Below are 26,472 nucleotides of genomic sequence, written 5' to 3'. Positions count from 1 at the left end.
CCGGAGCCGACCAGGGTGGTGCCTGCCGAGGTTCCTGAGCCGACGCGCGTGGTGCCTGCGGAGGTTTCGGAGTCCGCCGGGGTCGTGCCTGACGGGGCTCCTGAGCCGACGCGGGGCGTGCCTGTTGCGGCTCCTGAGCCGACGCGGGTGGTGTCTCCTGAGGCGTCGGAGTCCGTCGGGGTCGTGTCCGCCGAGGTGCCGGAGCCGGCCAGGGCGGTGGCCTCGGAGGCTCCCGAGCCCACCCGGGTCGTGCCCGCCGAGGCTCCCGAGCCCACCCGGGGCGTGCCCGCCGAGGTGCCCGAGCCGACCCGCGTGGTGTCTTCCGCGGCACCCGAGCCCACGCGGGGAGCGCCTCCCGAGGCTCCTCGACCCACACGAGTGGCGTCCTCCGACGGACCCGAGCCCACGAGGGTCGTGGCGGCCGGCGCTCCCGAACCCACCCGCGTCGTGTCCCGCGAGGACCGGCACGGGGACGGGGAGGGTGAGGTGGACCGGCCGGCCAGGGCGAGGCCCCCGCGGGTCGTCCCGCCCGAGGGTGACGGGCGTTGAACCGCGAGACGAGCCTGTTCTCGGGGCGGCCCTCCGAGTTGATCGGGCAGCAGATCGCCGGGTACCGGATCGAACAGGAGATCGGGCGCGGCGGCATGGCCGTCGTCTACCGGGCCCGCGACCTGCGCCTGGAACGCACCGTCGCCCTGAAACTGCTCGCCCCGGAACTCGCCCGCAACGACACCTTCCGCCGCCGGTTCACCCACGAGTCCCGAGCCGCCGCGGCGATCGACCACCCGCACATCGTGCCGGTGTTCGAGGCCGGTGAGACGGACGGCGTGCTGTACATCGCGATGCGGTACGTCGCCGGCAGCGACCTGCGGCACGTTCTCGACCGCGAGGGCCCGATGCCGCCCGTCACCGCCGTGCGCGTCGCCGCCCAGGTCGCCTCCGCGCTCGACGCGGCCCACGACCACGGACTGGTCCACCGGGACGTCAAGCCCGGCAACATCCTGGTCTCCCGCGGCACCGACAGCGACCACCCCGAGCACGTCTACCTCACCGACTTCGGCCTGACGAAGAAGTCGCTGTCACTGACCGGCTTCACCACCGTCGGCCAGTTCGTCGGCACGCTCGACTACGTCTCCCCCGAGCAGATCTCCGGCAAGCCGGTCGATGCCCGCTGTGACGTGTACGGGTTCGCCTGCGTCGTCTTCGAGACCCTGGCCGGCCATCCGCCCTTCCTCCGCGACGACGACATGGCCCTGCTCTGGGCCCACCAGTACGACGAACCTCCGCCGGTGACCGAGGACCGGCCGGACCTCGACCCCCGGGTCGACCCCGTCTTCGCCCAGGCCCTCGCCAAGATCCCCGACGACCGGTACCCGTCCTGCCTCGCCTTCGTCGCCGCACTGCGCGCCGCGACGACCGGCGGCGGGAAGGGCGGTGCCACGAGGCAGCCCACACGAGTCGACCGACAGTTGCCGGGCGTGGGGGAGGAGCGGCCCAAGCCACCGCCGCGCTGGGCCGAACCGGTCTTCGTGGAGCGGACGTAGAACGGCCGTCAGCCCTCGCTGTCGGGACGCACCTCGCCGCGCCGCCGTACGTGCCGGGCCGCCAGCGCCCCGGCGAACCCGGTCACCAGCCCCCACGGGACGGCCAGGCCGACGGCACCCCACAGCCTGGGTCTCAGGAACAGCTCACCCCCGAGTCCGCCGCCCAGATCCCCGATGCCGAGCACGGACAGGCCGTAGTGCGCGGAGACGCGTCCGACGAGGCAGATCATGAACACCGTGAGCACGAGGGCGACGGCCATGTGCACCGCGTGCTGCCAGGCGCGCACCCGGGCCGGCGACCGGGCCGCCATCACGAACGCGGCTGCCAGCAGCAGCACGACGTCGACGACCAGCAGCCACCACACCCGGCCGTCGTGCTCGGCCAGGGTGCGCAGGTTCAGTTCGGAGATGTCCGGGGTGCGCAGCACCTCGTCGAGCACCTGCGGCATGGGCAGTCCGAACGGCCCCTCCACCCGGCCGTTCCAGGTGGCGCCGAGTCCGATCGTCAGCGCCGGCCACACCAGGTTGGGGAGGCCGAGCAGGATCAGGGCGAACGTCTCCCGCGCGTTCCCCTTGGTCGCCGCGACGACCAGAGCGATGATCACGCCGATGACGACACAGGCCAGCAGCAGCGCGACCATCGCGTACGCGGCCGGCCGCACCGACGCCTGGAAGCGCAACAGCCCCGGGGGCAACGGGGCCCCGCGCGACACCAGCAGCGCCAGCACCAGCACCCCGGCCAGCCACACCACCCCGACGAACACGGACAGCGGAACGTCCGTGGTGAAGCCGACCTTCGGTGACGCGCCGAACAGGTCGCCCAGTTCACCCAGTGTGTCGTCCCCGAGTGAGATGTCGAAGGTGTGGCGGGCGGCGAGCGTCAGGCCGATCAGCGCCGGCAGCCACAGTGCCGCCACCCGGCCGGCCCACCCGGCCAGTTCCCCGGCTCCGGTGACGGCGCGGTGCCGCAGCGGCCGCAGGAACCCCCAGGCGACGACCAGCGCCCCCGTCAGCGTGACGGACAACGGAATCACCGTCAGATCCGCCTGGGTATCGGCGAGATCGCCCACGCTTCCCGTGAGCTTCACCGTGCCGCCGACGGCGGTGACCATCGTGGCCGCGACGACGGGGGCGAAGGAACCGTCCGGAAGATCCGCGGCCCCGGCCGCCCACAGACCCAGGCCGGCCACCACCACCATGGCGAGCAGCCCGCCGAGCACCGTGACGAGGGCATGCGCCCAGCCGTGGCGGGCGACGGCCCGCTCGCCGGAGGTGCGTGCCTGGCCGGAGGGGGTGCGCGAACTCACGCTGTCACGCTAAGCAGCCGCCGCGCCGGGCGCCCGCCGGAGGGGTCCGTCCGCGTCGGCTTGCGGGGCATATAGGACCGGAGCACACAATGAACCTGTAGTGGAACAAGCGGTGTACATCTGGGTAGACCACCTCAGGTGGAGGCCGCAGAGAACCCACGCGGGGAGAAGAACTCGTGAGCGTCGATCCGCCGTCGTCCGGCCGCCCCACAGGACCTCCCTCCGGCCCGCTGTCGGGCCCCTCCCAACCGCCGCCGGGCGGCGGCCCGCCCGGGGAGCCGCCCACGGGAGGCGGAAGGGAGCCGGAGCCCCGCCGGCCGTGGTGGGGGTCCGTGCCCCGTGTCGCGATCATCGCCACCGCGGTGGTGGCCGCCGTCATCCTGGCCGTGGTGCTCTCCCGGCCCGACAACGGCGGCACCGGCGCGTCCGACGGCGGTACCAGCACCTCCAGCGGTGAGGTCTTCCTCCAGCCCGCAGCGGAGAGCGGCCCCGACGCGTTCACCGAGTCGACGGCCGAGGAGAAGAGCTCCGCCTCACCGGTCTCGCCCTCGGGGGCCACCGAGCCGGCACCGCAGAACGCCGTCCGGGGCGTGAAAGGCGACGCGCCCGGCCTGTACGGCGGCACCCGCAACGTCGCCAGCTGTGACGTGGAGAAGCAGATCACGTACCTCGGGGAGGCCCCGGACAAGCAGCGCGCGTTCGCCTCGGTCGCCCGGATCGAGCCGTCCGAGGTCCCCTCCTACCTGCGCTCGCTCACCCCCGTGCAGCTGCGCATGGACACCCGCGTCACCAACCACGGCTACAAGGACGGCGCCCCCACCAGTTACCAGGCCGTCCTCCAGGCCCGCACGGCCGTCCTGGTCGACGACCGCGGCGTGCCCCGGGTGCGGTGCGCGTGCGGCAACCCGCTGTCCCCGCCGGTGGCCCAGCAGAGCGCGCCCAGGACGACCGGCGAAGCGTGGCCGGGCTACACGTCGTCGAACGTCGTCATGGTGACGCCGGCCCCGGAGCCGGTCGACGCCTTCGTGATGTGTGAACCGGACGGCGAGTGGTTCGAGCGCCAGCCGGGCGACACGGGCAAGAAGGACCAGAAGACCAAGAAGCCCGCCAAGCCCTCCCCGTCGGCGAGCGTCACCACGCCCACGGCACCGCCCGGCACGACGTCGTCGCAACCGCCCACCAGTGAACCGCCGGCCTCGGACACGGACACGACCGGGCCGACGACGGACGAGCCGCCGACGTCCGAAACCCAGCAGCCCCCGCCCGACACCGGCACCGACACCGGAAGCGACACCGGCGGCGGCACGACGGAACAGGCCCCGGCCTCCTGACCGGGCGGCCTTCCTGACCGGGCCGGTTCAGGCGGCGCGGACCACCAGGGCGTAGTCCCCGAGTCCGAGCAGCCGATCGGCCGGCAGGTCGCCGTGAGCGGTGACGACCGCCTCGATCCGGCCCGTCTCCGGTTCGAACGCGACATCCTGGACCGTGCCGAGCGTGTCGCCCGTCTCGGTGAGGATCCGCAGCCCCGGCAGCTCGTGGTGCGGCGGCACCTCGGCCGGTTCGGCGGTGGTGCGGACCAGCACCGCGTCCGGCCCGACGGCGTGCAGCGCGCCCCAGGCCAGCACGGTCTCCTTGCGGGAGTGCCGGCCGCGCACCCGGACGTGGGTGATCACACCGGACACGGCGTCGACCGTCAGCGACCTCAGGGCGCCCACCTCCTCCGCCTCGGTCAGCGTCAGCACCGGCAGGCCCCGTGCCTCGGAGAACAGCATCATGACGCCGTCCCCTCCCGCCCTGCCCGGAAGGCCCCGACCCGGGAGGCGAAGGCGGGCAGGTCGTCGGCGACGTAGCGGGTGGCGTCCGCCGGGATGACCAGCGCCCGGCCCGAGACGGCGAGTGTCTCGCCGCGCGGTACGTACACGCGGTGCCTACGGCGTCGGGAACCCTGCACCAGCGCCTTGCCGGCGGCGATCCGGAACCCGACGACCCGGCCGCTGGTCCCGCCCTCGACGATCACGTCGAGCACGGTGCCGACCTCGGCACCCTCGTCGGTCAGCACCTTCGCGTGCAGCACCCGGCCCTGCTGGGCCTCCCGGCGGGCCACCACGACGGACGTGTCCTGGAGCGCGAGGGCATCGCGGATCATGACCGCGTGCGGACCCAGCGCGTGCACCGTCGACCAGGGCAGACTCTGCTTCAGCGGGCCCGACAGCAGACCCCGGCCGCTGAGTGTGAAGCCGGTGATCCGACCGGCGGCGGCGTCGAAGACGGTGTCCTTGACCTGGGCGACGGCCTCCCCGCCCAGGGTGACCACCGGAAGGGTCGTCAGGCTCCGCGCAGCCAGCAGCTCGTTCATCGCAGGCTCTTTCCGCCGGGCCGGCGCCTGACCGCGATGACGGTCCCCGACCGGCGGCCCGCCTGGACGGCGAGTGCCACCACCGCGACGGCTACGAGCGCCGCGACTACCACGACCAGCCATGTCCACCAGGCCACCGCGCACCTCCGGCGATCCGGCCCGGCCGCCCTCGGCCGGTCCTGATTTCTTCCGGGTGCCCCGCGAAGGGGGGACAATGCCCGGGTCACCGCATGGTGGAGAATCTGTCAGGACTGTGAAGCCCGGCTCGGGGTACGAGCACTGGTGCAGAGCGTCCGGCCGGTCCGGCTTCCCAGAGAGAAAAGAATGATCGATCACCTGGACGGGGCAGTGATACCGACTGGTTTCGACGTGCCCGTGGAACCGCTGAGGCGGGCGGCACACTACACCGGTGAGCAGGGATGCATCGCCGAGGCACGGTCCTTCGCCGCGCTCTTTCTCGAGCAGCTCAGGACCGAGTGGTGCGCGCGGATCGACGAGCGGGTCGACGGCGCCGTGCTGCTGGTGGTGAGCGAGCTGGTCACCAACGCCGACCGGCACAGCAACGGGCCGTACATCCTGGAGCTCGTCGGCACCGACAGCGCCGTGACGGTGTCGGTCTACGACAGCAGCTCCGCCCTGCCCCGCATCTTCCCGCGCAATCCCGAGCGCATCGGCCGGCACGGCCTGGAGATCGTCCACGCGCTCGCGGAGCAGGTCAGCGTGGAACGGGTGCCGGTGGGCAAGCGGGTGCGCGCGGTGCTGCCGCTCTCCGAGGCAACTCAGGTCTGATTCCTTCCGGGGTGAGTTGCGTCACCCGGAAGGAATCAGAACGAAGGAATCACAACGAGAGCCGGAACGCAGTCGCGGGTGCCGCCCCACTCCCGCATGGGGGACGGCACCCGCTGGTCGCACGCCGCTGTCAGGCGCAGCCCAGTTCGCCCAGCATGCCCTCGCGCAGCCGCGTGATGATCCGCTTGATCAGGCGGGAGACGTGCATCTGCGAGCAGCCGAGCCGCTCACCGATCTCCGCCTGGGTGGCCTCCTCCACGAACCGCATGTGGATGATCTGCCGGTCGCGCTCGCTCAGCTCCGCCATGAGCGGGGCGAGCGAATGGAAGTCCTCGACGAGCCGCAGCCCGTCCTCCTCCACACCGATGAAGTCGGCCAGGACCGCCTCGCCGCTCTCCGGGCCGTCGCCGGTGAGGGCGGCGTCCAGGGACGACGAGTTGTAGCCGTTCGCCGCGATCTGCCCCTCGACGACCTGGCGCTCGGAGATGTTCATCAGGGTGGCCAGTTCGGCGACCGTCGGTTCGCGGTCCAGCCGGCTGGCGAGTTCCTCGCGGGCCTTGGCAAGCTCCACGCGCAGCTCCTGGAGCCGCCGCGGCACGTGCACCGCCCACGTCGTGTCGCGGAAGAAGCGCTTGATCTCGCCGACGATGTACGGCAGCGCGAAGGACGTGAACTCGACCTCGCGCGAGAGCTCGAACCGGTCGATGGCCTTGATCAGACCGATCATGCCGGTCTGGACGATGTCCTCCATGTCGTCACCGCGGCCGCGGAACCGGCCGGCCGCGAAGCGCACGAGCGACATGTTCATCTCGATCAGGGTGTTGCGCGCGTACTGGTATTCGTGCGTGCCCTCTTCGAGCTCCGTCAGGCGCTGGAAGAACTGGCGGGACAGCTCCCTGGCGTCCCGCGGGGCGACGGACCGCGGGTCCACGACGCCCGGCAGTACTCCGTCACCCGCGCTGGCCTCGGTGTTCTCTTCGACGACCTGTGCCTTCGACCGGATCACGGCGGTCTCCATTACCTCTCCCGAACGTCACGGCGGACATCTGCATAGGTACTCCCGAGTTGCGGGTACCCGGCTCGGCGCGCACCATGCCCCGCCATTCTCCCACGGGCGAAATCGGGCGGAATGTGCCCATCCGTCGTTGTGGACGCGTGATTCCACCCAGGGCGGAACGCCGGGCCCTTCCCCCGGCGGCCGGGATTCCTAGGCTGGAGCAGTGAACAGCCACCTGCCGAACGAAGCCCGAGTCTTCCCTCTGCGCCCGCACGGCGTGCGCCCCTCCGGAGCACCGCCGCGCCAGGCGCCGCCGGCCCCCGCCGGCAAGGAGCCGCTGTGGCGGGACCTGGTGGGAGACGTGCTGCGCCGTGAACGCCTGAAACAGGAGCGCACCTTGAAGGACGTAGCCGACGAGGCGCGGATCTCCATGCCCTACCTCTCGGAGGTGGAGCGCGGCCGCAAGGAGGCCTCCTCGGAGGTCCTCGCGGCCGCCGCCCACGCCCTCGGACTGAACCTCGGCGACCTGCTGACGCGGGCGCAGGGCGAATTGGTCCGGCTCACAAGCCGCCAGGTACCGGGCGGCGGCCGCGCGACCCGTGCCAGGACCGGTGCGTCGCACGACGGGATGTGCCTGGCTGCCTGAGGACGCCGAGCCGGCGCCTCAGACCCTCGCCAGGCGCCGGCTCACCACCTCGTCGGCCAGCCCGTACGCCACCGCTTCCTCGGCGGTGAACACCTTGTCGCGGTCCATGTCCGCGCGCAGCGTCGCGATGTCATGGTGCGTGTGCCGGGCCAGCACCTCCTCGACCTGGGCGCGGATCCGGACCATCTCCTTGGCCTGGATGGTGAGGTCGGAGATCGCGCCCCGGCTGCCGCCCGTGGCGGGCTGACCGAGCAGCACACGCGCGTGCTCCAGGACGAACCGCCGCCCTGGATCCCCGCCGGCCAGCAGCACGGCCGCCGTCGACGCCGCTTGCCCCACGCAGAACGTGGAGATCGGCGCCTGCACGTACGTCATGGTGTCGTAGATCGCCATGAGCGAAGTGAACGAGCCGCCGGGGGAGTTGATGTAGATCGCGATCTCGTTCTCCGGTGCCGCCGACTCCAGGTGGAGGAGCTGCGCGATGACGACGTTGGCGACGCCGTCGTCGATCTCGGTGCCGAGGAAGATGATCCGCTCGGACAGCAGGCGGCTGAAGACGTCTGAGGAGCGCTCGCCGTTCGCGGTCCGCTCGACGACGTACGGAATCGTGTAGTTCCCCATGTCACAGCCCCATCCGTCGCTTCGAGGCGGCCGGGCGGACGTCCGTGAGGGACTGAAGGACCCGGTCCACCATGCCGTACTCCTTGGCCTCCTCGGCCGTGAACCAGCGGTCGCGGTCGCCGTCCCGGGCGATGGTCTCCGGCGTCTGGCCCGTGTTCTCGGCGAGGAGCCGCTCCATGGTCCGTTTGCTGTGCTCCAGGTTCTCCGCCTGGATCTCGATGTCGGCGGTGGTGCCGCCGATGCCCGCGGACCCCTGGTGCATCATGATCCGCGCGTTCGGCAGGGCGTAGCGCTTGCCCGGTGTGCCGCCGCAGAGCAGGAACTGGCCCATGCTCGCAGCGAAACCCATGGCGAGCGTCGAGACGTCGTTGGGGATCAGACGCATCGTGTCGTAGATGGCCAGGCCCGCGTACACCGACCCGCCCGGGCTGCTGATGTACAGGCTGATGTCGGTCCGCGGGTCCTCCGCCGACAGCAGGAGCAACTGGGCGCAGACCCGGTTGGCGGACGCCTCGGTGACCTCGGTGCCGAGGAACACGATGCGCTGCCCCAGCAGTTGGGCGGCGAGGTGGTCGTCGAGGCGCGTCGGCGGGGCGTCGCCCTCCTCTGCGCGGGGTGTGAGCGTGCCGAGTGGAGTCATGGGTTCTCCTCGTGGTGGCGGGATGTGCCGTCGACCCCACTCTTGACCTCGGACGACGCCCGCGAACGGTTTCTCTGCCCTCGGCAGATCCGCTACGGGCGGAGCCCCCCGGCTCAGCCCTTGTCGCGCAACTGGCGGAAGAACGCCCGCACATCACCCACCAGCAGGTCCGGCTCCTCCATCGCCGCGAAGTGCCCGCCGCGGTCGAACTCCGTCCAGCGGACGATGTTCTCCGTACGCTCCGCCTTGTGCCGCAGCGGGATCTGCGGGTCGCCGGCGAAGGACGCGACCCCGGTCGGCGCGGTGGAGGGCTCCTGCGGGGCGGCGGTCCTCTCGCCCCGGGCGTGGGCGCGCTCGTAGTAGATGCGGGCCGATGAGCCGGCCGTCCCCGTCAGCCAGTACAGCATCACGTTCGTGAGCATCAGGTCCCGGTCGACGGCCTCCTCGGGCAGCTCCTCCGCGTCCGTCCACTCCTGGAACTTCTCGACGATCCAGGCGAGTTGACCTACGGGTGAGTCCGTGAGCGCGTAGGAAAGCGTCTGCGGACGGGTGGACTGCACGTGGAAGTAGCCCGTGCCGTCGCGGGACCACTGCGCCCACCTGCGCCACGAGGCCAGCGCACGCTCCCGCTCGGCCGGGCTCAGCACCTCCAGCTCCCCGGCGGCCGGCTCGACGGCGGCCTGGGCGCCGGGCAGCAGATTGAGGTGGAGGCCGATCACCCGGCCGCCGTGGACGCGCCCCAGCTCCCGGGAGATCGCCGCCCCCCAGTCACCGCCCTGCGCGCCGAACCGCTCGTAGCCCAGGCGCGTCATCAGTTCGGCCCACGCGTCGGCGATCCGGCGTGCCTCCCAGCCGGTCTCCCGGGTGGGGCCCGAGAAGCCGAAGCCGGGGATGCCCGGCAGCACGAGGTGGAAGGCGTCGGAGGGATCGCCGCCGTGGGCGGCCGGGTCGGTCAGCGGTCCCACGATGCCGGCGAACTCCACGATCGACCCAGGCCACCCGTGCGTGACGATCAGCGGGGTGGCGTCGGGCTCGGGCGAGCGGATGTGCGCGAAGTGCACCCGGGCGCCGTCGATCTCGGTGGTGAACTGCGGCCACGCGTTCAGCCGCGCCTCCGCGGCCCGCCAGTCGTAGTCGTGCCGCCAGTACCGCACCAGCTCGCGCAGATAGCCCGAGGGAACGCCGTACGACCAGCCCACGCCGGGCAGCTCGTCCGGCCAGCGGGTCCGGTCGAGGCGGTCGTGGAGGTCGTCGAGGTCGCTCTGCGGTACGTCGATGCGGAAGGGATAGATGCGGCTGTCGGCGGGCGAAGACGTCATGACCGGATGCTAGTTCCGAACGGTGTAGCGGCCATCCGCTTTGCCCGGCCCCCGGCCGATGAGTTCCGGGGCGAGTGCCGGTCGACAGTGGTGACAGCGTTCGACGCGTGCAGGAGGACCCATGACCACCGACGGTTTCACCACGTGCCTCTGGTTCGACGGCCAGGCCGAGGAGGCCGCCCACCACTACGTCTCGATCTTCAAGAACTCCAGCATCGGCAAGATCGCGCGCTACCCCGAGGGAGCGCTCCAGGCCGCCGGCGGCGTGATGACGGTCGAGTTCACGGCCAACGGGCACCGGTTCCTCGGGCTCAACGGTGGCCCGCAGTTCACGTTCACCGAGGCCACGTCCTTCATGATCTTCTGCGAGAACCAGGAGGAGATCGACTACTACTGGACCAGGCTCACCGAGAACGGCGGCGAGCCGGGCCCCTGCGGCTGGCTCAAGGACCGGTTCGGCGTGTCCTGGCAGGTCGTCCCGGACCGGCTCCCCGAGATGATCAGCGACCCGAACCCGGCGAAGGCGTCCCGGGTGACCCAGGCGTTCATGGCGATGAGCAAGTTCGACATCGCCGCACTGGAGAAGGCGTACGCCGGCGAGTGACGTGTCCCGGCACACAGGGGCGGAGCCGTCTCCGCCCCTACGCCGTCTCGGCCAGGATCTCCCCGATCACATGCCGGGAGTTCTCCGCGACCGGCGGGTTGGTGTCCCAGTAGTAGGGCAGGGCGATGACCGCGATCGACAGGGCCCAGCCCCGCGCCCGTGCCCATTCGGCCTCGCCGGCGCCCACGGCCTCGCGGAAGACGCCGCGCACCGAGGCGGGCAGCACACACCAGGCGCCGATGAGGTCGACGGCGGGATCCCCCACCCCCACCGTGCCGAAGTCGATCACGGCGCTCAGCCGCCCGCCCGTGACCAGGAGGTTCCCGGCCATCAGGTCGCCGTGGGCCCAGAGCGGCGGCCCGGTGTGCTCCGGAGCCCGCAGGACCTCCTCCCACGCCCTGGTCACCGCGGCGGTGTCGACCCGCCCCGAGAGCAGCCCGAGCGCCTCACGCACGGAGGGGTCGCGGGAAGCCAGCGGCATGCCCCGGTCACCCGGAGGCCCCTCCGACGCGTCGATGCGGCGCAGGGCCGTGATCCACGCCGCCAGGTCCCCGGCGAGCAGGGCGGGCTCCTCGATGCTGCCCGGCACCGGGTTGCTGCCGTCGAGCCAGCCGTAGACCGACCAGGGCCACGGGAACCCGTCACCGGGATCGCCCCGGCCGAGGGGTTCGGGCGAGGCAGCGGGCAGGCCCGGGCCCAGCCGGGGCAGCCAGCGCAGCTCGTGCGCGACGGCCTCCACGGCGCGGGGGTGCCGGGGGAGCCTTACGACCTTGTCCGCGCCGAGGCGGAACATGGCGTTCTCCGTCCCGGACGACTCCAGCCGCCGCAGGGGCAGCCCGGCCCACTGCGGGAACCGTCCCGCGATCAGCCGGCCGACGAGGGAGACGTCGACGGCAAGCTCGTCCTCATGCATCCGCACCGCGCACATGACGCCCATTCGAACGGTCAACGCGCCGCCTGTCGAATGGTTTTGGTGACCTCCCGGGCCATGCGCAGGATGCCGGGGGAGCGGACCGGGCAGGGCTTGGGCCGGGTGGTGGTCGGCGCCAGGCAGAAGTGCAGATAGTCGTCGTCGCGGTGCAGGGCCGTGCGGTCGCGGCCGGGCTGTGTGCACAGGCCGGGGCGGGCACGCTCGTGGGCCGTGCACGGCAGGTACTGCGCCCAGGCGTAGCGGTCCGCGGCCGGACTCACCGCCTTTCCGGCGTCCGCCACGAGGTCGCCCGCGGCGGCGGCCCGCTTCTCGTAGAGCGCGTTGACGCGCCGGACCCGGTCGGGGGTGATCGGGTCCGGGCCCTGGGACACCCAGACGATCCGCGGGCGGCTGCCGCCCCCCGCCGCGGTGATCTGCTCGGTGAGCCGACGCGCGTCGGCGTCGTAGCGGCGGAAGTAACGGGCCGGGGACTTGTCGTAGGTGATGCCGTCCATGCACGGCGTATAGCCCCAGGAGTTCCCCCAGAACTGAAGGACCACGAAGTCGGGCCGCAGCCTGCGCACCAGCGCGGCCGCCTTGTCGGCGGCCGGCACGAGGGACCGTTCGGCCGTCCCCTCCAGGTAGTCGCACAGGGTGGTGCCGGAATACGGGGCGCCGGTGTACCGCGCCTTCAGGTCCCGGCGTAACTCCTGGCCCACTACCTTCTGGCTCTCCATCGCCAGCGAGTCGCCGAGGTACAGCACCCTGGGTGCCTTCCCCGGCTCCGGGCCGGAGGAGGCGGGGGCCCGCTGATGAGTGGTGGCCGACGCGCGCGGCGCGGCCGGCGCCGGCTCCTCGGGTCCGGACGCGGGATCCCCGCACCCGCCGAGGAGCACCCCGGCCACTGCTGCCCCCACGATCCACGGCTTGCGCATACGGCAACTCCCGCCCCCGCCACCGATACGGCACTCAGGCAAGCACAGCCGGGCGCCGGGGGGAAGACATCCGCCGGACGCGATGGCCCGGGCCCGCCGGACGCGGCCACCGGGCGGCCGATCCGCTCGACGCGCGGGCCGGCCACCGGGTGACTAGCGTGAGGAAGCGGACGATTCCATCCATTCGGAGAGGGCCGTGGTCATGGCCGTGCAACCTGAAGGAACCCCCTGCTGGGCCGACGCGATGTTCGGCGACCTCGAAGGGGCCAAGAGCTTCTACGGGGACGTCCTCGGCTGGACCTTCGCCGAGGCGTCCGCGGAGCTCGGCAACTACACGGAGGCCTACGCGAACGGCAAGGCGGTCGCCGCCGTCGTCCCGCCCATGCCCGGCCAGGAAGGCCTGTCGCAGTGGTGCCTGTACTTCGCCGCCGACGACGCCGCCGCCACCGCCGGCCGGATCCGTGACAACGGCGGCGAGGTGCTGATGGAGCCCATGCAGGTGGCCGACTTCGGCACCATGTGCCTGGCCCGCGACCCCGGCGGCGTCGTCTTCGGCGTCTGGCAGGCGGGCACCCACGAGGGCTTCCAGGCGATGGCCGAACCCGGTGCCTACACCTGGGCGGAGGTCTTCACCCGCGAGCCCGCGAAGTCCGACGCGTTCTTCCCCGCCGTCTTCTCCTACCGGCAGCGGGACATGGAGGACGGCGAGACGGACTTCAGGATCTACGACCTCGGCGAACGCAGCGTGCTGGGCCGGATGAAGATGGGCGAGGACTTCCCGCCCGAGGTGCAGCCGTACATCAATGTGTACTTCGCCGTGGCGGACTGCGACGAAGCCGTGGCGAAGGCGACCGAGCTCGGGGGCGTGCTGCGGTTCGGCCCGATGACCACCCCGTTCGGCCGCTTCGCGGCGATCAGCGACCCGCAGGGCGCGAACTTCTCGGTGATCGACATCACGAAGACCGAGGGAGAGATGCCGAAGCTGACCGACGTGGCGTAGGCGCCCGGCCCTCCCGGCCGGACGGCCCCCGCGGTCATGGCATGATCGAGCGCATGCGTGAACGTGTTGTGGCCGCGTGTGACGGGGCTTCGAAGGGAAATCCCGGGCCCGCGGGCTGGGCCTGGGTCGTCGCCGACGCTTCCGAGGCACCGGAGCGGTGGGAGGCGGGGCCGCTCGGCAAGGCCACCAACAACGTCGCCGAACTCACCGCGCTGGAGCGCCTGCTGGCGGCGACCGACCCGGACGTGCCGCTCGAGATCCGGATGGACTCGCAGTACGCGATGAAGGCCGTCACCACCTGGCTGCCCGGCTGGAAGCGCAACGGCTGGAAGACCTCCGCGGGCAAACCGGTCGCCAACCAGGACCTCGTCGTCCGCATCGACGAACTCCTGGACGGCCGCCCGGTCGAGTTCCGCTACGTCCCCGCCCACCAGGTCGACGGCGACCGGCTCAACGACTTCGCCGACCGCGCCGCCAGCCAGGCCGCCACCGTCCAGGAGCCCGCGGGCAGCGGCCTCGGCTCCCCCGAGCCGCCGCCCGCCCCGGACACCCCGGCCAAGGCCCCGCGCTCCCGCCCGCGCACCGCCAAGGCCGCGGGGAGCAAGGGCTCCGCGCGCACGATCAAGGCGAAGTTCCCCGGCCGCTGCCAGTGCGGCCGCTCCTACGCGGCCGGTGAGCCCATCGCCAAGAACGACAGCGGCTGGGGCCACCCGGAGTGCCGCACGGGCGCGAGCGTCTGATCAGACGTCGAACGTGTAGTGCGGCGTGTGGTCCAGCAGGTCCGCCGGGCTCATGTCGTGCCACGGCCGCATCGTCTCGTTGAGGTCGATCACGTTCGGCGTGCCGGCGACCGGCAGATAACCGGAGGCGGGGTGCCGGCGCTGCCACTCGGCCCACAGCTTGTCTATGTACGCGTGGTGCAGCCAGAACACCGGGTCGTTGGGGGAGACCCCGGTCGCCATCTGTCCGCCGACCCAGACGTGGACGCGGTTGTGCAGGTTCACGCCCCGCCACCCTTCGAGGTGGTTGCGGAAGCCGTCCGAGCCGCTGTTCCAGGGCGCCATGTCGTACGTGGACATCGACAGCACCGACTCGACCTCGGCCCGGGTCGGCAGCTCGCGCGTACCGGCACCCAGGGAGCGCCGCAGGAACGTACGGCTGTCGACCCGCACGTTGACCGGCCAGTTCCCGCCGGACGCGGAGAACGGCCCGTCCGTCACCCGACCGTCCCGCTCCCGGCCGGTGCCCCCGAGGAAGTCGGGCGCCCACAGTGAGGCGCGCGGCGTACGGTCGACGGTCCAGTCCCAGTAGGGCAGCGACACCGACGCGTCCACCGACTGCAGGGCCCGCTCGAACTCCAGGAGGAATCTTCGGTGCCAGGGCAGGAACGACGGTGAACGGTGCCCGGTCCGCTCGCCGTTGTCGGTGTCGGAGACGATGAACGCGTTGTGCGTCGTGACGAACTCGTCGTAGCGGCCGCTGCGCTTCAGCTCCAGCAGCGCGGCGACGAAACGCCGCTTCTCGTCGGCGGTCAGGGTGGACTGGTTCTTGCGGACAGCCATGTGCGGTTGCTCCAGGTGCTGTGCGGGACGGGTCAGTTGGCGGGGAAGGGCAGCAGCGGCGCGCCCTGAAGCTCGTCCACCGCGGCGCGGGCGGCGGCCCGCGGGGTGGCCACCGGGTCGTAGTGGCTGACGACGCTGATCCAGCTGCCGTCGGCGTTGCGCATCACGTGCAGCTCGACCCCGTCGACGAACACCTCGTATCCCGCGCCGTGGTGCCCGTGGTGACCGGACCCGGTGGCCGGGCGGCCCTGTATCCGGCGGCCCTTGTAGACCTCGTCGAAGGTCCCGGGGGAGCCGTGGTGCCCGGCGGCCGAGGCCGGGGTGACGGCGGACAACGTCCCCGCGCTCGTGGCGAGGACGGCCGCGGCGGTGAGCGCGCTGCGACGGCTGAGTTCCGGCATACGGACCTCCAGGGGTGGGTTCGGCTGATGTCCCCGCATGCCTACCGGCCCGCCCGCTACCCGGAGAAATCCCCGCGAGCCGGTTGGCTGCGATCCGGGCAATTCCCCTTATGTCGTGCAAGGTTGAACGAAGATGATCTTGCTGCGGTACGCCTGCGCGCGGGGCCGGAAGGGGAAGTTCCACCCGCGAAGGGAGCTGTGGCGGTTGTTTCTGCCGGTGCGGTCCGCCGTCCGTGGTGCGCGTCACGCCGCGAAACTGGCGCGATCCGGCGGTCCGCTCGACGGTGCGCGCATGCTGCTACTCTGCGTCCGCAATCGACAGCTCTCGGTAATTCTCAGGGGTGTGCGTGAAGGTCGCCTGTGTCGGCGGCGGGCCCGCCGGTCTGTATCTCTCGATCCTGCTCAAGCGGCAGGACCCGTCCCACGACATCACCGTCCACGAACGCGACCCGGAGGGTTCGACCTACGGCTGGGGCGTGACGTACTGGCGCGGACTGCTCGACCGGCTCCACGAGCAGGACCCCGAGTCGGCGGCCCTCCTCGACGCAGGCTCCGTCCGGTGGAGCGACGGCGTCGCCCACGTCCGGGACCTGACGACCCGGCACCGCGGCGACCAGGGGCACGGCATCGGCCGACACCGGCTGCTGGAGATCCTCGCCGCCCGGGCCCGCGACCTCGGCGTACGCCTGGAGTACGAGAGCGCGATCACCGCCGGTGAGCTGCCCTCCGGCGCCGACCTGATCGTGGCGGCCGACGGCGTCCGCAGCGAACTGCGCTCGCGCCACTCCGCGCACTTCGGCACCCGGCTCACGCCCGGACGCAATCACTACGTGTGGCTCGGCACCACCAAGGTCTTCGACGCCTTCACCTTCGCCTTCACGGAGACCCCCCACGGCTGGATCTGGTGCTACGGCTACGGCTACGGCCCCGACCGCAGCACCTGCGTCGTCGAATGCGCGCCCGAGACCTGGGCCGGCCTCGGGTTCGACCGGGCGAGCGAGGACGACGGCCGCGCCCTGCTGGAGAGGCTCTTCGCGGACGTCCTGGACGGACACCCCCTGCTGGGCCGTCCCGGCGGCACTCCCTGGCAGACGTTCCGGACCCTCACCAACGACACCTGGCACCACGGCAACCTCGTCCTGCTCGGTGACGCCGCCCACACCACGCACTACTCCATCGGCGCCGGCACCACGCTCGCTCTGGAGGACGCCATCGCCCTGGCCGCCGCGCTGCGCGAACACCCGGAACTCCCGAGCGCCCTCGCCCGCTACGAGCGGGAACGCAAAGCGGCCCTGCTGCCCGTACAGAGCGCGGCCCGCTACAGCGCCCAGTGGTACGAGAACCTGCCCCGCTACATGCACCTGCCCCCGGAGCGCATGTTCGCCCTGCTCGGCCAGCGCCACTCGCCCCTGCTGCCCTACATCCCGCCCCAGCTGTACTACCGGCTCGACCGGGCGGCCGGGCAGCTGGAGCCGCTGCGCCGGTTCAAGCGCTGGCTGGGTCCGAAGGTCGCGCGGACCGTGCACGCACGGGCGCTGGCCTCCCGGGAGTGACCTCTGAGGCTCACCGCCCCTCGGCGTGTCCCAGGGCGGCCAGTGGGGCCGGTGCAGCGGGCGTGTCGTGGACCCCACCCCCCAGACCCGATTCAGGCGCCGAACAGCCGGTCCAGGAAGGCGTTGCCGTACACGCGGTGCGGATCGAGCCGGTCCAGCGCGGCGTTCGCCTCCGCCCACGCGGCCGGGCCGACCGCCGCCGGGACGACGTCGCCCAGCACCTCCTGGTCGCTCCACACCTCGTCGTCCGTGTATGCCCACCCCTTGGACCACTCCACCCGGGTGAGCGCGGATCCGCCGTCGAACGTACGCAGCAGGAACACCTCGATCTCGCGCAGGAACGCCTCCGCGTCCGGCGTGCCCGGCAGCGTCAGGACGTCCAGCCACACGGCCGTGTCCCACTCGGGGTGATCCTCGGACGGCCGGAGCGCCGACAGCAGGGGCGGACGGGCCCCGGCCACGCCCGTGGCGGCCGGGTCGTCCAGGCCCGTCACCCGGATCTCCACCGAGCCGTTGACCGGGAAACTGCCCCGGGCGGCATACGCCGTCAGCCGCTCCCGGTAGAACGCGGCGAACTCGGAGACGACCCGCTGCACCCCGTCCCGTGCGGTGAGGACCGCGTAGCCGTTGGCGTGCACGTGGAGCGTGGTCGGCTTCAGGTACAGCAGCGTGTTCTTGGAGGGGCCCCAGAGGTCGGCGGACAGCGTCGTCACCAGCCCGAGGGCGGCGGCCTCGTACTGGGCGGTGCCGAGCACCGGCGCGAGGTACCAGGCCGACTCCGACGTCATCCGGCCGACCAGCTCCGCCACCGGCGCGGGGACGTTGTCGGAGAACGGGTAGTTGTACGGCCGTGTCACCTTCCGCGAGGTCAGCGGCCGGGTGGGGGAGAGGCTCCACACCTTCAGCCAGGGATGCTCGGTGAAGGCGAACCAGATCGCCTCGACCCGCCCCGCCTCCTCCAGGAAGCTCGCGAACGTCCGCCCGTCGCCCGAGCCGGGAGCGGCGAACAGTTCCCCGGCCGGGATGTCCGTGCGGCTCACGCACCGCAGGTTCGTGTTCGCGCCGACGCGCAGCACCACCTCGGTGACCAGGGACCGCCCGAGATGGGTCAGCAGCGCGGCGCAGTCCGCCCCGTCGCGCCGGAAGGTGCGCAGTACGTACGCACCGGCTCCGTCGTCCCACACCACGGCCGTGAGGGACAGGATCAGGTTGCTGAGTGAGCCGTAGGTGTGCCCGGGCCGCCGCTGCTCGCCCCGTGCGGGGACGGCCGTGCCGTGGCCGTCGACGGCCAGGACCCCGCCCAGGGTGAGCACGCCCGGAGCGGGTGCCGCGGTGACACCGAGGCCGTGCTCCTCCAGAAAGGCGAGCAGGTCCTCCATGGCCACGCCGGACCCGGCGCGCACCGCGGTCGGGGAGTCCAGGGCGAGGTTGGTGAGATGGACCCTGGTGTCGACCAGGAGGACCGGGGCCCCGGACGGCGTTCCCTCCGTCACCGTCAGCGGCGACCAGCCGTGCGCGGCACCCCGGGCACGCACCCGCCACCCGTGCCGCCACGCCCAGTTGACGACGGCGACCACCTGGTCCGGGCCGTCCGGAGCACACGCCCACAGACCGTCGGCGGTGATCTCACCGACCCAGTTGCGGTAGGCCGAGCGGTACAGCGCGACGTCCGCCGGGAAGTCCGGCAAGTCCGCGGCGGCGGCCGCGGGATCCGCCGGCAGACCGGGCAGCGTGGCCAGAACGGCGGCGCCCAGCAGGAATCCCCGACGGGTCCAGGATGACGCCTCGGAAGGGTGGTTGTTCGTTGAACCGGTAGTCACCGGTGTCACGCTAGCGGCCGGTCGACACGTGACGTGTTCCTGTCGCATCGACTCACTCGTGTGAGTGAATCGTGGGGACTCGTCGAGCCGGAGCAGAACGTTCCGCGCGGCGCCGTGACGGGTGACAGACTGACGCCCATGGACGAGCGCACATTCGACAGGTCGGGTCAGCACGCCTCCGTCATCGGTCTGGGCACCTGGCAGCTGGGAGCCGACTGGGGAGACGTCGACGACAAGGAGGCCCTCGCGGTACTGGAGACGGCTGCCGAGGCCGGGGTGACCTTCTTCGACACCGCCGACGTGTACGGCGACGGCCGCAGCGAGCAGACCATTGCCGCCTTCCTCAGCGGCCGCCCGGACCTGCACGTCATGGTCGCCACGAAGATGGGCCGCCGGGTCGACCAGATCCCCGCCAACTACGTGCTCGACAACTTCCGCGCCTGGAACGACCGCTCCCGGCGCAACCTCGGCGTCGACCGGATCGACCTGGTGCAGCTGCACTGCCCGCCGACGCCCGTCTACTCCACGGACGAGGTGTTCGACGCCCTCGACACCCTGGTCGAGGAGGAGCGCGTCGCCGCGTACGGCGTCAGCGTCGAGACCTGCGCGGAGGCACTGACCGCGATCGCCCGGCCGAACGTGGCGAGCGTGCAGATCATCCTCAACCCGTTCCGGATGAAGCCGCTGCGCGAGGTGCTCCCCGCCGCCCGTGCGGCGGGCGTCGGCATCATCGCCCGGGTCCCGCTGGCCTCCGGCCTGCTGTCGGGCAAGTACACCCGCGACACCGTCTTCCCGGAGAACGACCACCGCACCTACAACCGGCACGGCGAGGCCTTCGACCAGGGCGAGACCTTCTCCGGAGTCGACTACGCCACCGGTGTGGAGGCCGCCGCCGAGTTCGCGGCGCTCACCCCCGAGGGGTACACCCCGGCCCAGCTGGCCCTGCGCTGGATCGTCGAGCAGCCCGGCGTCACGACCGTGATCCCCGGCGCGCGCTCACCCGAGCAGGCCCGGGCCAACGCGGCCGCCGCCCGCCTCCCGGAACTGCCCGGCGAGACGCTCACGGCGATCCGCGACCTCTACGACCGGCGGATCAAGGACCAGGTCGAATCCCGCTGGTGAGGCCGCTCCTCACGGCTCCAGGAGCAGCTCCCTCTCCTGCTCCTGGTCGCCGGAGGCGGCCCCGTCGTCGCGTGCCGTGAACGCCCGGGTGAGCGTGTCGCTCGCCCGCCGCACGGCCTCGGGACTGCCCTGCACGGTGACGGTCACCGGTGCGGACAGCCGCCCGGAACCCTCCCCGCCACCGCCGGCGGGGGCCGTCCGCCCCTCCCCGTCGAAGGTCGCCGTGTGCACCGTCGCGTTCTCGTCGGCGGGAACCTCGTCCGGTGCCCCGAAGGTACCTTCCAGAGCGCGGACGACCGCTCGCGCGTCGTCGGCGCCTCCGCCGCTGAGCGTCAGGGTGAGCTGCGTACCGGACATGCGTCCACGACCTCCTCAAGCCTGCGTCATTCGCGCCGTCCGTGTAACCGCCCACTGATCGCTCAAACCGCCGTGGTCCCCGGGACGAAGCGTCGTTCCGGGGAACCCGGGAAAGAGGAGGGCTCAGGTCTCACACCAGGAGGAAACAGTGGCGGACACGGCAGAGGGCGGGGCGATGCGCCGGGGGCGCAACGAGACGGAGGAGGAGAGAGCGGACCGGATGTGGCAGGAGCTCATCCAGGAGGTCCGCGTCGCGCAGATGGGCGTGCAGATCCTGTTCGGCTTTCTGCTCACCGTGGTGTTCACCGCGAAGTACGAAAACCTCTCCGGCACCGACCAGACGATCTACCTCGTGACGGTCGTCCTGGGAGCCTGCGCCACCGGGGCGCTCATAGGCCCGGTGTCCCTGCACCGCCTCGTCTCCGGGCGGCGGGTCAAGCCCCAGGCGGTGCAGCTGGCCTCCCGGCTCACCCTGCTCGGCCTCGTGCTGCTGCTCGCCACGACGACCTCGTCGCTGCTGCTGATCCTGCGCGTGGCGACGCACGACGGCTTCGTGCCCTACCTGGTCGCCGGGGTGGTCGCCTGGTACCTGCTGTGCTGGTTCGTCCTGCCGCTGTGGACGCGGCACCGCTACACGTCGAGGTGACGAAACGGAGCCCGCTGCCGGCCGGCAGCGGGCTCCTCGCGCAACGGTTCGCCGTGATTCAGCCCCCGGCGAGGACGCCCGCCAGGAAGTCGTCGACGTGGACCTCCTCGTGGCCCGGCCGCACCACCGCGTAGGTCTCGCGCAGGAACGCGGCGAACCCCGGCGCCCACGCGAACACCACCGCGTGGTGCCGCCCGCCGTCGGCGCGGGCGTCGCCGAGGAACTCCATGCGCAGCTCCTGCCACACGCCCCGCGATTCCGGGCGCATCCGCACGTCGCCCACCCCCACCGGACGGCGCAGCGCCTCACCGAGCATCTCCCGGTCCAGCTGCCACCGGGCGAGAACGCGGCCGTCGTGGCTGAAGACCACGGTGACGGCGAACGGGTCCGCGGCGTCGTAACTCAGGTGGGCGAGCACGGAGAAACGGTCCGTGTCACCCGCCTGGAGCTGCACCACCAGGGTCTTGTGGACGAACGAGTTCACGAGGGGGCCTCCGGGAAGAACCGACGTAGAGCCCTCTAGTACCCCCGATCCAGCCGGAATGCTCAGCCGACCGGGTGATTCCCGCGAGCGCCCCGCAGCGACTCGATGCAGACCGCGACGGCCCGCTGAAGATCCTCCAGACGCTGCACCATGTCGTCCTCGTAGAACTCCCCGGCGTCGTCGAAGGTCAGCTCCTCGAACACCTTGGTCGCCTTCTGGAGGCTGCTGTAGAACTTCGTGCGCCGCTCCTGCACCCGCAGCCCCGGATCGGCCTCCACGACGTCGACGACGAGGGACTTCATCGTGTCGTAGGCCTCGGCGGCCCACTCGCCGGCGTCCTCGCCCTCGTCCAGCTCGTCGATGAGCGACAGGTGCCGCTCGGCCTCCTGGCGCAGATCCGCCGGCGCGTCGACGGTCTGCCCGGCGGGCGTCCTGATCTGCCCCGACTCGGCGATCTGGCGCACGTAGCCGATCCGGTCGGCCGCCCTGCTCTCCCCGGCGACGGCCTTCTTCAGCTCGTCGGTGCGCACCACGTCCCGGGCCAGCTCCGACTGGAGGTCCGGGTCCTCGCGGACCCGGTCCAGCAGGGCCTGGCGGGCCGCTCGGGCGGTGGAGGGGTCGGCGAGGATCGCGGCGCGCAGGGCGGTGGGGTTCTCCGCGACCTCCAGGGCCTTCGTGGGCCGGATGCCCTCCGCCTCGGCCGCCTCGGTGATGGCGGTGCCGCGCTCGGAGGTCGCGCTGTTGCGGGAGACGTAGTAGTCCAGCCACACGTCGGCGTCCGGCAGTTCCACCTCCTGACCGGGCGTCAGCGCCTCGAAGTGCGGGACCATCCCGTCGTCGGCCGCCCGGTCCCACGCCTTGTAGTAGCGCATGACCCGCTCCGGGGAGCAGCCGGCCAGTTCCGCGAACTCCTTCGCGGACACCTTCGGCGTCTCGTCCGCGCCCTGCCCGCCGGGCCGCACACTGCGCGCCACCTTCAGTCCGAAGGCCCACCCCCCGGTCCGGGCGTACGCCCCGAACTCCCGCGCGTCCCGCGCGACCAGGTCGGACAGAGGCGCCGGGGCAGCGGGGGACGTCTCGGGCGGGGTCATGGCTACAGTCACGGACGACTCTCCTGGGCAGGGCAGATCGGGCGGCACGAGGTGCGCACGGAAGCCTAGCGGCACCCGCTGACCTCGCTGTTCACACCCGGGCGACGGCCCGTGTCGAAAACCGTTGTCGCCGCCGGGCGCGCGTGCGCGAGGATGTCCGGCATGGTGCGGCAGGAGACGGACGTCACGTTGCGCCGCTGTACGCAGTGCCGCGGCTACGCGTACGGCGGTGCCCCCGGCTGTGCCGTCTGCCGTGACCTCGTGGACTCCATCGTCGAGGGGGAGTGGGCCACCTTCCTGCGGCAGTGGGACACCGTCGCGGGCGGCGACCAGGAACGGATGCTCGCCGAGATGGTCGCGGCCGAACCGCACCGGCACGACTGGCGGATCGTGGACGCCGCTCTCGACCGGCTGGTGTGCCCCGACTGCGGCGGCAGGCTCGCCCGCGGCCCGGCCGGCTGCCCGGCCTGCGACCTGGCGCACGGCTTCCGCTACGCCGCGATCGAGAGGGACCGTCCGGGCGTCCCGCCCGGCAACGAACACGCGATCCGGGTCAACGTCTCGGTGGTGCGCAGGCCGCAGGTCACCTCGGAGAGCGAAGTGCTCGTCCGGCGGCTGCTGCTGCCCCTGCTGCTCGCCGGGTTCCTGCCCACGACGGAGGAGGCCCAGCGGATGAGCGCGCTCGTGAAGAAGAGCCCCCCGGGGCGGAGGGCTCGATCGGTGGAACTGGCCGTCGAGACGCTGGCCGAGGGCTTCAGCCGAACGCGTCGCGCAGCGCGGGCAGCAGCGTCTTCTCCGACCAGTCCAGATATGCCGGCTGCGACTCGCCACCGATCTGGACGAGGGCGACCTCGGTGAACCCGGCCTCGGCGTACGGTCGGACGGCCTCGACGAACGCGTCCGGGTCGTCACCGCACGGGATGGCGTCGGCGACGTCGTCCTGCGTGACGAACTGGGTCGCCGCCTCGAAGGAATCCGGGTGCGGCAACTCCGAGTTGACCTTCCAGCCACTGCCGAACCAGCGGAACTGCGCGTGCGCCCGCTTGACGGCCGCGTCCCGGTCGGGGTCGTAACAGACCGGCAGCTGGCCCACCCGGGGCTTGCCCTGGCCGCCGTGCCGGTCGAAGGCCTCCAGCAGCCCGGCCTTGGGCTCCGTGGCGATCACCAGGTCCCCGAGCCGCCCCGCGAGCTCGCACGACCGCTCACCGGAGACGGCGACACCGATCGGCGGCGCCTCGTCGGGGAGGTCCCACAGCCGGGCCGACTCCACGTCGAAGTGCGTGCCGCGATGGTTGACGTGCCCGCCCTCGAAGAGGGCGCGAATGATCTCCACGGCCTCCTCGAACATCTCGTGCCGCACATCGACGGAAGGCCAGCCGCCGCCCACGACGTGCTCGTTGAGGTTCTCACCCGAGCCCAGCCCCAGCCGGAACCGGCCCTCGGACAGCAACTGCAGCGTCGCCGCCTTCTGCGCCACCACCGCGGGGTGGTAGCGGAACGTCGGGCACGTCACGTACGTCATCAGCGGAATACGTGACGTGGCCTGGGCGGCGGCGCCGAGCACGGCCCACGCGTAGGGCGAGTGACCCTGCGAGCGCAGCCACGGGAAGTAGTGGTCGGAGGTCACCGAGAAGTCGAAGCCGGCCTCCTCGGCCCGGACCACGTGGTCGACGAGGTCACGGGGGCCGGCCTGCTCGGTCATCATCGTGTATCCGATTTGCACCATAACCGGCGAGTCCCCTGAGAGCGGGCCCGGAAACGGCTCGATCAAGGTCGCCGACGGGTGCAGGATGCATCCATGAGTGCTTCCCCCCTGCCGACTTCCGGTCCGGCCGCCCAGGGTGTCGACGCCACCGGCGTCCACGCCTTCCTCGACGCCCTCGAAGCCGCCCCCGAGATCGAGCCGCACAGTCTGATGATCGTGCGGCACGGGCACCTGGTGGCCTCCGGCTGGTGGGCGCCGTACACCCCCGAACGCCTCCACCTGCTGTACTCGCTCAGCAAGAGCTTCACGGGGACCGCGGCCGCCCTGGCCGAGGCCGAGGGACTGCTCGACTTCGACGCGCCGGTGATCTCGTACTTCCCGGAGTTCGAGGACGGCATCACCGATCCGCGCAGCCGGGCCATGCTCGTCCGGCATGTGGCGTCCATGGCCAGCGGCCACCTGCGGGACACCGTCGACGAGGCCTTCGGGCGGGACCCCGCCGAGCCCGTGCGGGGGTTCCTGCGGCTGCCGCCCGACGCGGACCCGGGCACGGTCTTCGCCTACAACCAGCCCGCCACCTACACGCTCGCCGCGATCGTCCAGCGGGTCACGGGGCAGTCGCTCAGTGACTACCTGCGGCCCCGGCTGCTGGATCCGCTGGGCATCGGTGAGGTGGCCTGGCGCCGTGACCGCGCCGGGCGCGAGCTCGGCTTCAGCGGCCTGCACGCCACCACCGACGCCGTCGCCCGGCTCGGCCGGCTGTATCTGTGCGACGGGCTGTGGGAGGGCAGGCGGCTGTTGCCCCAGGGATGGGTGGCCCGGGCCTCGCAGCCCCGCATACCGACCGCGGGGGCCATGGGGGACGCGGACCGGCAGGACTGGGACCGCGGGTACGGCTATCAGTTCTGGACGTCCCGGCACGGCTACCGGGGTGACGGCGCGTACGGCCAGTTCTGCCTGGTGCTGCCGGAGCACGACGTGGTCATCGCGGCGACCGCGGCGACCGAGCGAATGCAGGAGTACCTGAACCTGGTCTGGGAGCATCTGCTGCCCGCCTTCGGACCCGAGCCGCTGACCCGCCGCGAGGCCGCCGACGCACGGCTGCGGGAGCGCCTCGGCCGGCTGGCGCTGCCGCCCGCCCCGGGCCGTCCCGCACCCCCGGAGCGGGAGCGGGACTGGACAGCCGCCGCGTTCAGGGCCTCCGCGGGGACCGGGCCGGTCCGGTCGGCGGCGCTCGACCGGGACGCGGACGGCTGGACGCTCACGCTCACCGGAGAAGGGGACCGGCCGGACCACCCGGACCGGCTCGCCCTGCGTCTCGGGGAGGAGAGCTGGACGGTCGCCGAGGAGCCCGTCCCGACCGCGGTGAGCGGCGGCTGGACCGATGCCGGCACGCTGGCCGTGGACGTGGTGTTCCTGGAGACCCCGCACCGCCTGGCACTGACCTGCTCCCTCGTCGGCGGGACGCTCACCGCGTCCTGGCGCACCCGGCCGCTGCACGGCGGACGGCTCACCAGCTTGTGCGCCCCGCGCCGCTCAGTCTGAGCCCGGCCGGAAGGTCTTGAAGAACGTGCGCAGCGCCTCCTGGTTGGCGGCGTCCTCCCAGTCGGCGTCCGGGGTCGTCCAGCGCAGCGAGAAACTCCGGCCGCCGCCCAGCAGGACACCCCGGCCGAGGGTGTGCACCCGGGTGCCGTCGACGTCGGCGGTCCACTCCATGTCGGCGGCCTTGCGGCCCTGGTACGTCGTCGCGCGGATCGCCCCGATCCGGTCGTAGCCGTCGGCCTGCTTGAGGTTCGGCTCGACGTCGTCCCGCCACACGGCCACGGGGTCCGGGCCCGCCTGCTCGCTGTAGGTGACGGCCAGCGTGCGGTCGTCCCCCTTCGCGCCGAAGACGACCCGGTACGCGGCGCCGTCGCGATCGGTGTCCAGCCGCTTCCAGCCCTCGGGCAGCGCGAGGGAGAAGCCCTCGGCCGCCTGGTAGCGCTGGAAGCCGGGCGGCAGGGCCGTGGCCGGGGCGGACGGTGTGGGCGTGGGAGTGGGGGACGGGGACGACGCAGTGGGGG

General features: G+C 72.2%; 30 protein-coding genes and 1 pseudogene. 12 read left to right on the top strand and 19 right to left on the bottom strand.

Translation table 11 applies throughout. The annotated features are described in order from the left end of the window. Nucleotides 1-341: pseudogene (locus GTY56_RS40540) on the bottom strand (hypothetical protein); the annotation flags it as partial. Between the two features lie 204 nt (nucleotides 342-545). On the opposite strand from GTY56_RS40540, the gene GTY56_RS14080 reads away from it, so the two are divergent. Continuing rightward, the gene (locus GTY56_RS14080; RefSeq protein ID WP_161365695.1) at nucleotides 546-1,544 is read left to right on the top strand and encodes a serine/threonine-protein kinase; all 999 of its coding nucleotides are present in this window, start codon (nucleotides 546-548) and stop codon (nucleotides 1,542-1,544) included. Nucleotides 1,545-1,552: 8 nt separating this feature from the next. Here GTY56_RS14080 and GTY56_RS14075 read toward each other — a convergent pair whose 3' ends face one another. Then, nucleotides 1,553-2,851, bottom strand: a complete 1,299-nt coding sequence (locus tag GTY56_RS14075; protein WP_161365694.1) for a streptophobe family protein — start codon at nucleotides 2,849-2,851, stop codon at nucleotides 1,553-1,555. 176 nt (nucleotides 2,852-3,027) lie between these two features. Between GTY56_RS14075 and GTY56_RS14070 the strand changes: the two genes are divergently transcribed. After that, nucleotides 3,028-4,182 (top strand): DUF6777 domain-containing protein, encoded by a 1,155-nt coding sequence (locus GTY56_RS14070; RefSeq protein ID WP_346345488.1) that lies wholly within the window; start codon nucleotides 3,028-3,030, stop codon nucleotides 4,180-4,182. Nucleotides 4,183-4,209: 27 nt separating this feature from the next. On the opposite strand, the gene GTY56_RS14065 is transcribed toward GTY56_RS14070, so the two are convergent. From GTY56_RS14065 to GTY56_RS39925, 3 genes are read right to left on the bottom strand one after another with little or no spacing between them, the layout of a single operon-like run. Further along, on the bottom strand, nucleotides 4,210-4,626 hold the full coding sequence (locus GTY56_RS14065; protein WP_161365692.1) for a PRC-barrel domain-containing protein: 417 nt from the start codon (nucleotides 4,624-4,626) through the stop codon (nucleotides 4,210-4,212). Further along, on the bottom strand, nucleotides 4,623-5,207 hold the full coding sequence (locus tag GTY56_RS14060; protein ID WP_161365691.1) for a PRC-barrel domain-containing protein: 585 nt from the start codon (nucleotides 5,205-5,207) through the stop codon (nucleotides 4,623-4,625). Before GTY56_RS14060 ends, GTY56_RS14065 begins: the two co-directional genes overlap by 4 nt. Beyond that, a complete protein-coding gene (locus tag GTY56_RS39925; RefSeq protein ID WP_202510146.1) occupies nucleotides 5,204-5,344 on the bottom strand; it encodes a hypothetical protein in 141 nt (46 codons plus the stop codon). The genes GTY56_RS14060 and GTY56_RS39925 overlap by 4 nt, the downstream gene beginning before the upstream one ends. A 187-nt stretch (nucleotides 5,345-5,531) precedes the next feature. Between GTY56_RS39925 and GTY56_RS14055 the strand changes: the two genes are divergently transcribed. Further along, entirely contained in the window at nucleotides 5,532-5,996 is a 465-nt protein-coding gene (locus tag GTY56_RS14055) for an ATP-binding protein (RefSeq protein ID WP_161365690.1), read from the top strand. 130 nt (nucleotides 5,997-6,126) lie between these two features. Here the strand turns inward: GTY56_RS14055 and GTY56_RS14050 are convergent, their stop codons facing one another. Next, the gene (locus tag GTY56_RS14050; RefSeq protein ID WP_161365689.1) at nucleotides 6,127-7,014 is read right to left on the bottom strand and encodes an RNA polymerase sigma factor SigF; all 888 of its coding nucleotides are present in this window, start codon (nucleotides 7,012-7,014) and stop codon (nucleotides 6,127-6,129) included. 202 nt (nucleotides 7,015-7,216) lie between these two features. Between GTY56_RS14050 and GTY56_RS14045 the strand changes: the two genes are divergently transcribed. Next, nucleotides 7,217-7,639, top strand: coding sequence for a helix-turn-helix domain-containing protein (locus GTY56_RS14045; RefSeq protein WP_161365688.1), 423 nt, complete (start codon nucleotides 7,217-7,219; stop codon nucleotides 7,637-7,639). Between the two features lie 18 nt (nucleotides 7,640-7,657). Here GTY56_RS14045 and GTY56_RS14040 read toward each other — a convergent pair whose 3' ends face one another. From GTY56_RS14040 to GTY56_RS14030, 3 genes are all read right to left on the bottom strand, one after another. Next, the gene (locus GTY56_RS14040) at nucleotides 7,658-8,260 is read right to left on the bottom strand and encodes a ClpP family protease (protein ID WP_161365687.1); all 603 of its coding nucleotides are present in this window, start codon (nucleotides 8,258-8,260) and stop codon (nucleotides 7,658-7,660) included. A gap of 1 nt (nucleotide 8,261) precedes the next feature. Beyond that, a complete protein-coding gene (locus GTY56_RS14035; RefSeq protein WP_161365686.1) occupies nucleotides 8,262-8,900 on the bottom strand; it encodes a ClpP family protease in 639 nt (212 codons plus the stop codon). Between the two features lie 113 nt (nucleotides 8,901-9,013). Continuing rightward, complete coding sequence (locus GTY56_RS14030) at nucleotides 9,014-10,219, bottom strand: epoxide hydrolase family protein (protein ID WP_161365685.1); 1,206 nt, start codon at nucleotides 10,217-10,219, stop codon at nucleotides 9,014-9,016. Nucleotides 10,220-10,340: 121 nt separating this feature from the next. On the opposite strand from GTY56_RS14030, the gene GTY56_RS14025 reads away from it, so the two are divergent. Next, nucleotides 10,341-10,823: a VOC family protein gene (locus GTY56_RS14025; RefSeq protein WP_161365684.1), complete on the top strand. Its 483-nt coding sequence runs from the start codon at nucleotides 10,341-10,343 to the stop codon at nucleotides 10,821-10,823. 37 nt (nucleotides 10,824-10,860) lie between these two features. Here GTY56_RS14025 and GTY56_RS14020 read toward each other — a convergent pair whose 3' ends face one another. Both GTY56_RS14020 and GTY56_RS14015 read right to left on the bottom strand, forming a co-directional pair. After that, nucleotides 10,861-11,736: an aminoglycoside phosphotransferase family protein gene (locus GTY56_RS14020; RefSeq protein WP_237524808.1), complete on the bottom strand. Its 876-nt coding sequence runs from the start codon at nucleotides 11,734-11,736 to the stop codon at nucleotides 10,861-10,863. Between the two features lie 32 nt (nucleotides 11,737-11,768). Next, nucleotides 11,769-12,668: an SGNH/GDSL hydrolase family protein gene (locus GTY56_RS14015; RefSeq protein WP_161365683.1), complete on the bottom strand. Its 900-nt coding sequence runs from the start codon at nucleotides 12,666-12,668 to the stop codon at nucleotides 11,769-11,771. A gap of 202 nt (nucleotides 12,669-12,870) precedes the next feature. Here GTY56_RS14015 and GTY56_RS14010 point away from each other — a divergent pair, with 202 nt between their 5' ends. Together GTY56_RS14010 and GTY56_RS14005 are read left to right on the top strand one after the other, a co-directional pair. Then, a complete protein-coding gene (locus GTY56_RS14010; RefSeq protein ID WP_161365682.1) occupies nucleotides 12,871-13,668 on the top strand; it encodes a VOC family protein in 798 nt (265 codons plus the stop codon). A gap of 41 nt (nucleotides 13,669-13,709) precedes the next feature. Further along, nucleotides 13,710-14,408 carry a ribonuclease H family protein gene (locus GTY56_RS14005; RefSeq protein WP_161365681.1) on the top strand — a complete coding sequence of 233 codons (699 nt, stop codon included), beginning with the start codon at nucleotides 13,710-13,712 and terminating at the stop codon, nucleotides 14,406-14,408. On the opposite strand, the gene melC2 is transcribed toward GTY56_RS14005, so the two are convergent. Continuing rightward, nucleotides 14,409-15,230 (bottom strand): tyrosinase MelC2, encoded by an 822-nt coding sequence (gene melC2 / locus GTY56_RS14000; protein WP_161365680.1) that lies wholly within the window; start codon nucleotides 15,228-15,230, stop codon nucleotides 14,409-14,411. It abuts the gene before it with no gap. Between the two features lie 32 nt (nucleotides 15,231-15,262). Continuing rightward, nucleotides 15,263-15,631 (bottom strand): apotyrosinase chaperone MelC1, encoded by a 369-nt coding sequence (gene melC1, locus GTY56_RS13995; protein ID WP_161365679.1) that lies wholly within the window; start codon nucleotides 15,629-15,631, stop codon nucleotides 15,263-15,265. A 341-nt stretch (nucleotides 15,632-15,972) separates the two neighbouring features. Here melC1 and GTY56_RS13990 point away from each other — a divergent pair, with 341 nt between their 5' ends. Beyond that, a complete protein-coding gene (locus tag GTY56_RS13990; protein WP_161365678.1) occupies nucleotides 15,973-17,184 on the top strand; it encodes an FAD-dependent monooxygenase in 1,212 nt (403 codons plus the stop codon). Nucleotides 17,185-17,276: 92 nt separating this feature from the next. Here the strand turns inward: GTY56_RS13990 and GTY56_RS13985 are convergent, their stop codons facing one another. Then, a complete protein-coding gene (locus tag GTY56_RS13985) occupies nucleotides 17,277-19,004 on the bottom strand; it encodes a cholesterol oxidase substrate-binding domain-containing protein (protein ID WP_346345487.1) in 1,728 nt (575 codons plus the stop codon). Nucleotides 19,005-19,142: 138 nt separating this feature from the next. Between GTY56_RS13985 and GTY56_RS13980 the strand changes: the two genes are divergently transcribed. Further along, nucleotides 19,143-20,126, top strand: coding sequence for an aldo/keto reductase (locus tag GTY56_RS13980; protein WP_161365676.1), 984 nt, complete (start codon nucleotides 19,143-19,145; stop codon nucleotides 20,124-20,126). Between the two features lie 9 nt (nucleotides 20,127-20,135). On the opposite strand, the gene GTY56_RS13975 is transcribed toward GTY56_RS13980, so the two are convergent. Continuing rightward, on the bottom strand, nucleotides 20,136-20,483 hold the full coding sequence (locus tag GTY56_RS13975) for a hypothetical protein (protein ID WP_161365675.1): 348 nt from the start codon (nucleotides 20,481-20,483) through the stop codon (nucleotides 20,136-20,138). A gap of 175 nt (nucleotides 20,484-20,658) precedes the next feature. Between GTY56_RS13975 and GTY56_RS13970 the strand changes: the two genes are divergently transcribed. Next, the gene (locus GTY56_RS13970) at nucleotides 20,659-21,129 is read left to right on the top strand and encodes a DUF6328 family protein (protein WP_161365697.1); all 471 of its coding nucleotides are present in this window, start codon (nucleotides 20,659-20,661) and stop codon (nucleotides 21,127-21,129) included. A 58-nt stretch (nucleotides 21,130-21,187) separates the two neighbouring features. Here GTY56_RS13970 and GTY56_RS13965 read toward each other — a convergent pair whose 3' ends face one another. After that, nucleotides 21,188-21,613 (bottom strand): SsgA family sporulation/cell division regulator, encoded by a 426-nt coding sequence (locus GTY56_RS13965; protein WP_161365674.1) that lies wholly within the window; start codon nucleotides 21,611-21,613, stop codon nucleotides 21,188-21,190. 62 nt (nucleotides 21,614-21,675) lie between these two features. Continuing rightward, nucleotides 21,676-22,704, bottom strand: a complete 1,029-nt coding sequence (locus tag GTY56_RS13960; protein ID WP_161365696.1) for a hypothetical protein — start codon at nucleotides 22,702-22,704, stop codon at nucleotides 21,676-21,678. 162 nt (nucleotides 22,705-22,866) lie between these two features. On the opposite strand from GTY56_RS13960, the gene GTY56_RS13955 reads away from it, so the two are divergent. Continuing rightward, on the top strand, nucleotides 22,867-23,562 hold the full coding sequence (locus GTY56_RS13955) for a hypothetical protein (RefSeq protein ID WP_161365673.1): 696 nt from the start codon (nucleotides 22,867-22,869) through the stop codon (nucleotides 23,560-23,562). Here GTY56_RS13955 and GTY56_RS13950 read toward each other — a convergent pair. After that, complete coding sequence (locus GTY56_RS13950) at nucleotides 23,459-24,430, bottom strand: LLM class F420-dependent oxidoreductase (protein WP_161365672.1); 972 nt, start codon at nucleotides 24,428-24,430, stop codon at nucleotides 23,459-23,461. The genes GTY56_RS13955 and GTY56_RS13950 overlap by 104 nt on opposite strands. Before the next feature lie 72 nt (nucleotides 24,431-24,502). On the opposite strand from GTY56_RS13950, the gene GTY56_RS13945 reads away from it, so the two are divergent. Further along, nucleotides 24,503-25,954: a serine hydrolase domain-containing protein gene (locus tag GTY56_RS13945; RefSeq protein WP_161365671.1), complete on the top strand. Its 1,452-nt coding sequence runs from the start codon at nucleotides 24,503-24,505 to the stop codon at nucleotides 25,952-25,954. On the opposite strand, the gene GTY56_RS13940 is transcribed toward GTY56_RS13945, so the two are convergent. Next, nucleotides 25,946-26,472 (bottom strand): serine/threonine kinase C-terminal domain-containing protein (locus GTY56_RS13940; RefSeq protein WP_524540103.1); only part of this gene is annotated, 527 nt, incomplete at its 5' end. The two genes, GTY56_RS13945 and GTY56_RS13940, sit on opposite strands and share 9 nt — an antisense overlap.

The sequence above is a fragment of the Streptomyces sp. SID5643 genome (genome assembly GCF_009872555.1).
In the GTDB taxonomy this organism is placed as follows: Bacteria; Actinomycetota; Actinomycetes; order Streptomycetales; family Streptomycetaceae; genus Streptomyces; species Streptomyces iakyrus.
This window is presented reverse-complemented; position numbering and strand designations above follow the sequence as displayed.

Excerpts from the sequence above, each read along its gene's own strand:
- GTY56_RS14035 (WP_161365686.1), bottom strand. The coding sequence starts at position 8,900 with ATGACTCCACTCGGCACGCTCACACCCCGCGCAGAGGAGGGCGACGCC.
- GTY56_RS14050 (WP_161365689.1), bottom strand. The coding sequence starts at position 7,014 with ATGGAGACCGCCGTGATCCGGTCGAAGGCACAGGTCGTCGAAGAGAAC.
- GTY56_RS14065 (WP_161365692.1), bottom strand. The coding sequence starts at position 4,626 with ATGATGCTGTTCTCCGAGGCACGGGGCCTGCCGGTGCTGACGCTGACC.
- melC1 (WP_161365679.1), bottom strand. The coding sequence starts at position 15,631 with ATGCCGGAACTCAGCCGTCGCAGCGCGCTCACCGCCGCGGCCGTCCTC.
- GTY56_RS14040 (WP_161365687.1), bottom strand. The coding sequence starts at position 8,260 with ATGGGGAACTACACGATTCCGTACGTCGTCGAGCGGACCGCGAACGGC.
- GTY56_RS13950 (WP_161365672.1), bottom strand. The coding sequence starts at position 24,430 with ATGGTGCAAATCGGATACACGATGATGACCGAGCAGGCCGGCCCCCGT.
- GTY56_RS14005 (WP_161365681.1), top strand. The coding sequence starts at position 13,710 with ATGATCGAGCGCATGCGTGAACGTGTTGTGGCCGCGTGTGACGGGGCT.
- GTY56_RS14060 (WP_161365691.1), bottom strand. The coding sequence starts at position 5,207 with ATGAACGAGCTGCTGGCTGCGCGGAGCCTGACGACCCTTCCGGTGGTC.
- GTY56_RS13945 (WP_161365671.1), top strand. The coding sequence starts at position 24,503 with ATGAGTGCTTCCCCCCTGCCGACTTCCGGTCCGGCCGCCCAGGGTGTC.
- GTY56_RS13970 (WP_161365697.1), top strand. The coding sequence starts at position 20,659 with ATGCGCCGGGGGCGCAACGAGACGGAGGAGGAGAGAGCGGACCGGATG.
- GTY56_RS13960 (WP_161365696.1), bottom strand. The coding sequence starts at position 22,704 with ATGACCCCGCCCGAGACGTCCCCCGCTGCCCCGGCGCCTCTGTCCGAC.
- GTY56_RS14030 (WP_161365685.1), bottom strand. The coding sequence starts at position 10,219 with ATGACGTCTTCGCCCGCCGACAGCCGCATCTATCCCTTCCGCATCGAC.
- melC2 (WP_161365680.1), bottom strand. The coding sequence starts at position 15,230 with ATGGCTGTCCGCAAGAACCAGTCCACCCTGACCGCCGACGAGAAGCGG.
- GTY56_RS13975 (WP_161365675.1), bottom strand. The coding sequence starts at position 20,483 with ATGTCCGGTACGCAGCTCACCCTGACGCTCAGCGGCGGAGGCGCCGAC.
- GTY56_RS14025 (WP_161365684.1), top strand. The coding sequence starts at position 10,341 with ATGACCACCGACGGTTTCACCACGTGCCTCTGGTTCGACGGCCAGGCC.
- GTY56_RS14015 (WP_161365683.1), bottom strand. The coding sequence starts at position 12,668 with ATGCGCAAGCCGTGGATCGTGGGGGCAGCAGTGGCCGGGGTGCTCCTC.
- GTY56_RS14055 (WP_161365690.1), top strand. The coding sequence starts at position 5,532 with ATGATCGATCACCTGGACGGGGCAGTGATACCGACTGGTTTCGACGTG.
- GTY56_RS13955 (WP_161365673.1), top strand. The coding sequence starts at position 22,867 with ATGGTGCGGCAGGAGACGGACGTCACGTTGCGCCGCTGTACGCAGTGC.
- GTY56_RS13980 (WP_161365676.1), top strand. The coding sequence starts at position 19,143 with ATGGACGAGCGCACATTCGACAGGTCGGGTCAGCACGCCTCCGTCATC.
- GTY56_RS14020 (WP_237524808.1), bottom strand. The coding sequence starts at position 11,736 with ATGCATGAGGACGAGCTTGCCGTCGACGTCTCCCTCGTCGGCCGGCTG.
- GTY56_RS14010 (WP_161365682.1), top strand. The coding sequence starts at position 12,871 with ATGGCCGTGCAACCTGAAGGAACCCCCTGCTGGGCCGACGCGATGTTC.